Consider the following 6,519-nt stretch of genomic DNA (forward strand, 5'->3'; position numbering starts at 1 on the left):
AGGTCGCGCACGAGGACTACGACCGCGGACCCCATCACCCCTACTACGCCCTGCTGGCGCGCTCGGTCCCCGAGTTGCGGCGGGGCTGGATCGACGAAGTCGATCTGCATATCGACGGCGGGACCGAAACTGGTGCCGCCGCTGCCACCGCCTGACCCCTCTCACGGCGTGGCGTGATCGCAGCGATGACACCAACCGGCCGGCGCGGTGCCGGCACGCGCCGGCCGGGAACAGTCGCGGTGGTCACGCCGTCATCGGCGCGCGGGGCTTCTCCAGCAAACCATTCGAATAGTCGCGACCTCGCCCCTTGCCTTCAGCTAGTGGCTTGCCCTGCTCGCGCAAGAACAGCGGCGCCGAGGCTTCAAATGCAAAGCGACCGGCATGCGCCGGTCGCTTGATAGGGCCGCGCCTTGGCGGCACGGCGGCGGAACGCTAGCTCGTCGCAAGCGTCCTCAATACGGGTTGTGGTGGGATGGCGGGCGCATTTGGCTACCCACGCCAGAAGGCCGCGCCGTCGCCCCGGATTTGCGGGAGCACGCTGCACCCAAGGCTACCGCACTCCCGCCACCTTCCAGATCAGGCATCCAGCCAGACGTTCTCAGCAAACGAATAGCCCATCAGCCCACCCAGCGGGATCGGTGACAAGCCCTTGAGCTTCGATGAATGTCCGTCGATGCTGGCCAGGAACAGCGGGATACCGATGCCTGCATCCTCGTGGATCATGGNACTGCTTGCGTTTGGCGGTATCGGTTTCGCCCCGCGCCGCCACCAGCAGCTGGTCGAACTTGGGGTTCTTCCAGCGCGATTCGTTCCACGGCGCATCGGACTTGAAGAACTGCGTGAGGATAGTGTCGGCGCTGGGGCGCGGGTTGACGTTGCCGAAGCCTACGGGGCTGTTGAGCCAGTGGTTCGACCAGTAGCCATCGGCAGGCATGCGCTTGATGTCGATGTCCACGCCGACACGCTGCGCGGTCTGCTGCAGCACCGTCGCGATCTCCACCGAATACAGCGCGGCCGGCGAGGTCACCACCGGCACCTTGCCCGTCACGCCGGCCTTGCGGAAATGGTACTTCGCCTTCTCCGGATCGAAGGCGCGCTGCGGCAAATCCATGAAGAAGAAGCGGTTGGTGGGGTCGACCGGCTGGTCGTTGCCGACCATCGCATAGTCGAGCGCGATAGCTTTCTTCATCTGCTCGCGGTCTTGCAGGTACTTCATTCCCATCAAGAAGTCCGGGCTCGTGCCAGGACCCACGTCCTTGCGCATGATCAGGTCTGAGTACTGCCCCGATTGCGTGACGAGGATGGCGTAGCCCGGCGTACCCTTGACGCGGGCCACGGCGCGGGGGTTGACCATGGCCACCAGGTCCATCCCGCCCGACAGCAGCGCGTTGACGCGCGCACTGTCATCGGCAATGCCGACGAACTCGATTTCGTCGAGATAGGGCTTGCCGGGCTTCCAGTAGGCGCCGTTTCGCACCACGAGCGTGCGCACGCCGGGCCTGAACTCCTTGATCTTGTAGGGTCCGGTACCAATGCCGGCGCTGAAGTCGGTGGTGCCGTCCTTGACGATGTGGAAGTGAAAGGTGCCCAGGATCACCGGCAGGTCGGCATTGGGGCTGGTGAGCACCACCGTGACCTCGTTCGGGCCGGTGGCTTTCACGCTCTCGATCTGCTCGGCCAGCACCTTGGCCTTGGAAGCAGTGGCGGGGTCCCTGTGGCGCATGATCGAATACACCACGTCGGCCGGGGACAACGCCTTGCCGTCGTGGAAGGTCACGCCCTTGCGCAGCGTGAAGACCCAGGTCTTGGCATCGGTGGTGTTGAACGATTCGGCCAGGGCAGCCCGCGGCGTCAGGCTCCTATCGAGCGAGGTCAGCCCGTTGTAGACCATGTTGCAGCGCACGTAGTCGTTCTGGTTCGACTGCTTGGCCGGATCGAGCGTATCGGAGGCGGCTCCCGTGGCGACGGCCACGCGGATGCGGCCACCACGCTTTGGCGTCTCTGCATGGGCATTGGCGGCCACGCCGGCCAGGCTGCCGGCCAGCGTGGCCTGCATGCCGCCCGCCAGGAGCATCGCCAGCACGTCACGCCGCGTGGCGCCGCGCTTGAGCAGATCCATCACACGAAGGCTTTCGCCGGGGCCGACAATGTTCTCGAACTCGTTACCGCTATCGTTCATGGTTGGTTGTGCTCCTGATTATTCTGAGAGGGAAACAGCGGGATCGCGGCGAAAGCTCAGCAGGTGCGCAAAGCTCAGGCAAGCCGGTCCTTGATCTGGTAGTACAAGCCCACCGCCGGCAGAAACCACGGCGGGCCGAAATGCCCGGGAATGGCGGGCCAGTCGCGCTCGCGCCACGGATTGGCAGCCGCGTCGCCGGCCATCACCGCAGCCATGCGCTCGCCCATGTGCACCGACATCTGCGTGCCGTGGCCGCTGTAGCCCATGGAGTAGAACAGGCCGTCGCGCTCGCCGGCATGCGGCAGGCGGTCCTGCGTCATGTCGACCAGTCCGCCCCAGCAATAGTCGAGCCGGACGTGGCCGAGCTGCGGGAAGATCTGGGCCAGGCCGGCGCGCAGGATCTCCCCGCTGGCAGCATCCTGCTGCGGACTGGAGACGGCAAAGCGCGCCCTGCCGCCGAACACCAGCCGGTGGTCGGGCGTGAGGCGGAAGTAATGGTGAATGTTCGCCACCGTGACATAGGTACGGCGTTTGGCCAGCAGTGCCCTGGCGCGTTCGGCGCCCAGCGGCTCCGTGGTCACGATGAAACTGCCGATCGGCACGATGCGCCGGCGCAGCCAGCCGAAGCTGCCGTAGCCGCCGTGGCGCGATGCCCCGGTGGCGAGCAGCACCTGCCGGGCCAGCACCGTGCCGCGCGCGGTGTGCAGGCGGTGCACCTGGCCTTGCACACGCTCGATGCGGCGCACGCAGGTGCCGGTGTGGATCTGTGCGCCGTGGCGCTGTGCTGCCACGGCCAGTCCTTGCGCGAAGCGGCCCATATGCATCTGGCCGCTGCGCTTGTACAGCAGGCCGCCGTGAAAACGCTCGCTCTGCACCTCGGCACGCACGCACGCCGCGTCGAGAATTTCCACGTCGGTATCCACGCCGTCGGCGACCAGGCGCTCGGCGCTGCGTCGCAGCGCGTCCATCTGGTGAGCCTTGGTGGCGAGCTTGAGCTTGCCGTTGCGCTGGAAGTCGCAGGCAATGCCCTGGTCGCGCACGATGCGCTCCACGGTATCGACCGCGTCGTCATAGGCGTGGTACCAGCCGCGGGCGCGTTCCACGCCCACCCTGGCAGCCAGCTCCGCATAGTCCACCGCCAGCCCGTTGTTCACATGGCCGCCATTGCGCCCCGAGGCCTCGGGCGCCACGGTGACGCCGGCCTCCAGCACCACCACGCTGGCGCCACGCCGCGCCAGCGCCAGCGCCGCCGAGAGCCCCGTGAAGCCGCCGCCGATGATGGCCACATCGACCTGCGGCGGCAGATTGTGCGCGTCCAGTACCAGTGTAGGCACCGAATCGTTCCAGTAGGAATCAAGCTTCATGGTGGGGACGGAACTGTGGAAGCTCAATTCAAAGGCCGACGACGCCGGGCAGGCCACCGATATCCTGGATCTCGGTGTAGCGGTACGCCGCGTTGCCCGGGCCGTGACCACGGTTCACGAAAACCTTGTTAACGATGCCGATGTCGTCGGCCGACATCAGGTCGTAGCGCAGGCTCGACGACACGTGCAGCACATCCTCCGGGTTGCAGCCCAGCGAATCGAGCATGTACTCGAAGGCCTTCAGGCGCGGCTTGTAGGCCTGGGCCTGCTGCGCGGTGTAGACGCGGTGGAACGGCGCGCCGAGCATGGCCACATTCTTCTGGATCTGGGCGTCCGAGGCGTTCGACAGGATCACCAGCGGAATCTCCTTGGCCACCTTGGCCAGGCCGGCGGGCACATCTTCATGCGGGCCCCACGTCGGCACGGCGTCATAGTATTGCTGGCCATCGGTGTCGAAGTACTGGATCTTCCACTTCTTGCACAGGCGGCGCACGGCGTTCTTCAGCACCACTTCGTAGGGCTGCCAGTCGCCCAGTACCTCGTCGAAACGGTAGGCACTGAAGTCGGCGATGAACTGCTCCATCTGCTCGGCAGGGATGCGATCTGCGAACAGTTCGCGCGTCATTTCGCCCATGCGGAAACGCGTAAGCGTGCCATAGCAGTCGAAGGTCACGTACTTGGGACGGAAGGTCATGGTCTCTGATCCTCAGGGTTTTCCGGTCGGCGACCGGGGTGGAGCCGCGCATTGTCCGGCGCAGGCGACAGAATTATTTCGAAGGGATTAAAGCACGCGGCCGCACAGCGTTTATATGGAAATGAGGCCGTGGCACGCGGCGAAACTGCGGTTTGTCATGGGTCCCGCGGCATGTCATGCGGTCGGCACCGCAGGGGTGCGCAGGCGAGTGATGAGGCACCGCTAACGCGCCGCAGCGAAATCGATCAGCACGCTTTTGAAGCGCAAATTCGCCTCTACGGCCTGGCGCCCCAGATCCTTTCCGATGCCCGACTGGTGGTAGCCGCCGGTGGGAATCACAAAATCCGAACTGCGCCCGTAGCGGTTGATCCACACCGTGCCGGCGGCGATGCCGCGCATGGCGCGCAGCGCTCTTCCGATATCGGCAGTGTGTACGCCGGCGGCCAGGCCGTAACGCTCGTGCGAGGCGAGCGCCAGGCCCTCTTCTTCGTCGTCGAAGGTTTGCACCGTGAGCACCGGACCGAAGATTTCCTCCTGCACCGCAGGATTGTCCGCGCGCACGCCTTCGATCAGCGTGGGCTGGAAGTATGCGCCGCCCGGCCCGCCGTCGAACAGCCCGCCGCCGCTGCGCACCTGCGCGCCCGGGCCGCACGCGCGCTCGACGATGTCGAGGATGCGCGCCGCCTGCGCTGCCGAGATGATGGGCGGCAGCGTCGCCGCGTCATCCCAGGTCGCACCGGGCCGCATCGCGGCAAAGCGCGCCCCGATGCGCTCGACCAGCGCCTCGGCGATGCCGCGCTGCACAATCAGGCGCGAGCCCGCGACGCATACCTGGCCTGCATTGCCGGTGATGGCACCGGTAATGATGCCAGCCAGCCGATCGAGGTCCGGCGCATCATCGAATACCAGTTGCGGACTCTTGCCGCCCAGCTCCAGCGTGACTGGCTTGGGGCCGTGCAACGCGCAACTGGCCATGATCGCGGCGCCCGTTTGCGTCGATCCCGTAAAGGTCATTTTCGAGATCAGCGGGTGGCGCGTGAGCGCATCGCCCGTGGTCCGCCCGTCGCCCTGCACCACGTTGAACAAGCCCGGCGGCACGCCCGCCTCAATCGCCAGTTGGGCCAGGCGCACGGCGGAGAACGGCGTCAGCTCGGAAGGCTTGAGCACCACCGCGTTGCCAGCGGCAAGCGCCGCGCCCACCTTCCACGACACCATCACCAGCGGGAAATTCCACGGGGTGATCGCCCCCACCACGCCATATGGCTCGGCCACCACCATGCCCAGATGATCGTGCTGCGTGGCCGCCACGTCCCCGCCGACCTTGTCGGCATATTCGGCGAAGAATCGCATGCCTTCGGCGGTGAACGGTACATCCCAAGCCGAGGCAGCGCGCACCGGGCGCGTGGAGCACACTGCTTCGAGCGGCGCCAAGCCCGCCACATCCGCTTCGATCAGGTCGGCCCAGCGGCGCAGTACGCGCGCCCGCTCGCGCGGGGCCCGGCGCGCCCAGTCGCTGGTACGCCAGGCCTTCCACGCGTCCTGCACCGCCGCATCCACGGCGGCAGCGTCAGCCAGCGGCAGCTCGGCATGCACCTGGTTATCGGAGGGGCGCCGCACGGGGATGCGGCCGGCATCAGGCACGAGCCGTCCACCAATGAAATGGCCCGAGGGAACGGAGACAGTCTGGGGGTCGAATATTTGCACGGAGGACGGGCGCCGCAGGTCGGCACCGATAGTGGATTCATGCCTCCATGCTAGACAAGAAGGCTCAGCATTTGTCTCCGTTACGGACCGCGCTACCGCATCGAATTGCGAAACTGCCACCCTCGGCGGACGATTCTTGCATCCTCCGGATAAACCCGAGCGCGCTCTGGCTCCACGCGACGATTTCGTCCAGGACAAGTCCGATCGGTCACCACACCACATCGCCATGTACTGCGCCGACTGGCTGGAGAGCCTTGGCCGGCCGCGCGCCAGGCTGCTGATAGCCTCCTGCCAAACATTCTGCTGCCACGGCCCGCATAACAGCAGCGTGCTTCGTTCAGTCCCCTAAATGCAACACCACGCCATGTGCCACCCGCCCTAAGCTTGAGGCAAAGACCTGCCTGTTGTGAAGTCCGCAAAGCCCATTCTGTCAGTCGGGTCAGACCCTTGTTTCCACCAACGCCGAGCCGCCGCCATGCCCGACAACGCTCCCCCACTGCCTGCGCGATTCATGCGGCTGGCAGAATCCGACCGTCCCGCCATCACTTTGCGCATCGATGGCCACAGTGCCACCGCGC

General features: G+C 66.1%; 3 protein-coding genes and 1 pseudogene. All 4 read right to left on the bottom strand.

What is annotated here, in order from left to right; all coding sequences use genetic code 11:
* Positions 1 to 576 precede the first annotated feature (576 nt).
* Positions 577 to 2,179, bottom strand: a pseudogene (locus tag DN412_RS41840) (ABC transporter substrate-binding protein).
* Between the two features lie 74 nt (positions 2,180 to 2,253).
* Positions 2,254 to 3,543, bottom strand: coding sequence for an NAD(P)/FAD-dependent oxidoreductase (locus DN412_RS41845; protein ID WP_115216855.1), 1,290 nt, complete (start codon positions 3,541 to 3,543; stop codon positions 2,254 to 2,256).
* A 28-nt stretch (positions 3,544 to 3,571) separates the two neighbouring features.
* Entirely contained in the window at positions 3,572 to 4,237 is a 666-nt protein-coding gene (locus DN412_RS41850; protein ID WP_013956691.1) for a haloacid dehalogenase type II, read from the bottom strand.
* Positions 4,238 to 4,459: 222 nt separating this feature from the next.
* On the bottom strand, positions 4,460 to 5,941 hold the full coding sequence (locus tag DN412_RS41855) for an aldehyde dehydrogenase family protein (protein WP_115216854.1): 1,482 nt from the start codon (positions 5,939 to 5,941) through the stop codon (positions 4,460 to 4,462).
* Between the last annotated feature and the right edge of the window lie 578 nt (positions 5,942 to 6,519).

This window comes from Cupriavidus lacunae, from assembly GCF_003353055.1.
Classification (GTDB): domain Bacteria; phylum Pseudomonadota; class Gammaproteobacteria; order Burkholderiales; family Burkholderiaceae; genus Cupriavidus; species Cupriavidus lacunae.